At 61.9% G+C, this 1,647-nt stretch carries 3 pseudogenes; all 3 read right to left on the minus strand.

Going from position 1 to position 1,647, the window contains the following annotated elements:
• Positions 1–438 precede the first annotated feature (438 nt).
• A pseudogene (locus QJT82_RS45315) lies at positions 439–582 on the minus strand (transposase domain-containing protein); the annotation flags it as partial.
• A 112-nt stretch (positions 583–694) separates the two neighbouring features.
• Positions 695–1,277 (minus strand): annotated as a pseudogene (locus tag QJT82_RS45320) (tyrosine-type recombinase/integrase); the annotation flags it as partial.
• Between the two features lie 188 nt (positions 1,278–1,465).
• Positions 1,466–1,636, minus strand: a pseudogene (locus tag QJT82_RS45725) (integrase); the annotation flags it as partial.
• Between the last annotated feature and the right edge of the window lie 11 nt (positions 1,637–1,647).

Consider the following 1,647-nt stretch of genomic DNA (forward strand, 5'->3'; position numbering starts at 1 on the left):
GCAGAACAAATGCTGAGGGATATTCCGCATCAGATCCGCTGGCAATTCGGCGGGAAGAACGGGTCTGCCGGTTCCGGCGGAGGGCCGGTACGTCCCGGTAGCGCTTCACGCTCGATAAGCAACACCGCCCCCTCTACGTCCTGGATGGTGAGGCACGGCGCGTCTGGTAGAACAGCATGGCCGCGGTATTCGATCACATTCCGAACGATGACGTATTCCTATCTGATTCTCTTGTCGAGCAATGGCAAGGACGACAGGTTCTTCCGGGGCCGTTTACTCAAAACCAAATCTGCTTAACCCGAGAAAGGGACGAAGACCACGCAGGTTCGCGCTCGAGATCACTGTAGTGCGCATCGCGGATCAACCGTTAGCAAACAGCGAGGCCGTCGTATGCATCCGGCCAGCACCCTGGGTAGGCGCACCGGTCTGCCGCGGCGCTCAGGCAGCAGCAGCTTTGGACTGTTGGGTCTCCTTCCAATTCCACGGGAGCAGGTCTGCGACTCTGCTGACGGGGTGATCTGGAAGCTTGGCCAGCACGTCAGCGAGCCAGGCTTGCGGATCAACGTCGTTCATCTTGGCTGTTTATCCCGCCCGCCGAACTATGCCAAACGGATTTAGTATGGCACGCCGTTGTCGCGCTGGCACCGTCGATCGCGTGCAGGCAGCCCCATTCCATTCGGCATAGTCTGATCGTTCAGAGCGTCTCGAGGAAGGCGAGTAGGCGGTCGTTCGGCTGGAAGCGAGTTCGCTTGCCGCGCTCGTACGGCTTGAGCTTCGCCAGGGCAGCTTCCTTGAGGGCGAGGTTGGCGTGCAGGTATGTCTGCGTCGTCTCGACCGATTCATGACCGAGCCACAGCGCGATCACGGAGCAGTCGACGCCGGCTTGCAGCATCGCTGCGCTGTGCCTCAGCACGTGCGGTGACACGCTCTTGGCTTCAAAGACGGGCAACTCTTGTGAGCGACACGAACATGCTTTCCCAGCAGGGACTGGACGCTGTCGGCACTGAGCCGGCCCCCCATGCGCACTCCGCTGACCACACTCGCTCGGCGTGCGCTCCAGGCATGGCTCAAGGAACCGTGGAAAGGAGCAACAGCGTTGTTCCCCAACGTGGGACAGCATCCCGGTCAAGGCTAGTCAGCTCGGAGAGGCGTAAGCCCGTCCGGGCCGCGACCAGCAGCAAGGTGTGATCACGGCGGCCAAGCCACGTCGTTCGATCGGGCGCTGCGAGAACCGCCTCGATCTCGGGGCGCGTTAGGAAGTGCAGCTGTCGCTTATCCGGTCCACTCCTTCCGCCCTTTACCGACGCATCGTACGTGTGCGCCAGACCCGAGGTTCCGATCCTTCTTCAGGTTCGTGTCCTTTGACGAGCCGGCACACAGTGCGCTGATCCAGCGCGTGCTCGCCATACCGAGCAAGCGCCACGATGGCGGTCAGACGCAGGTTACGCGTCTTCGCGCTGGCGCCGCGCTTTACCTCGAGATCGGTTAGGAACGCGCCGATGAACGTTGCGTCCAAATCGGTGAGCGCCAAGGCCGATGGGGGCTTCCGCAGCTGCACCTGTGCGAACAAGAACAGCAGCCGGAACGTGTCCCTGTAGGAGGCGATCGTGTTGGCGCTAACATTGCGCTGGCGCATGAGGCGCTCGG

Source organism: Bradyrhizobium sp. Mp19 (assembly GCF_029952935.1).
Lineage (GTDB): Bacteria > Pseudomonadota > Alphaproteobacteria > Rhizobiales > Xanthobacteraceae > Bradyrhizobium > Bradyrhizobium elkanii.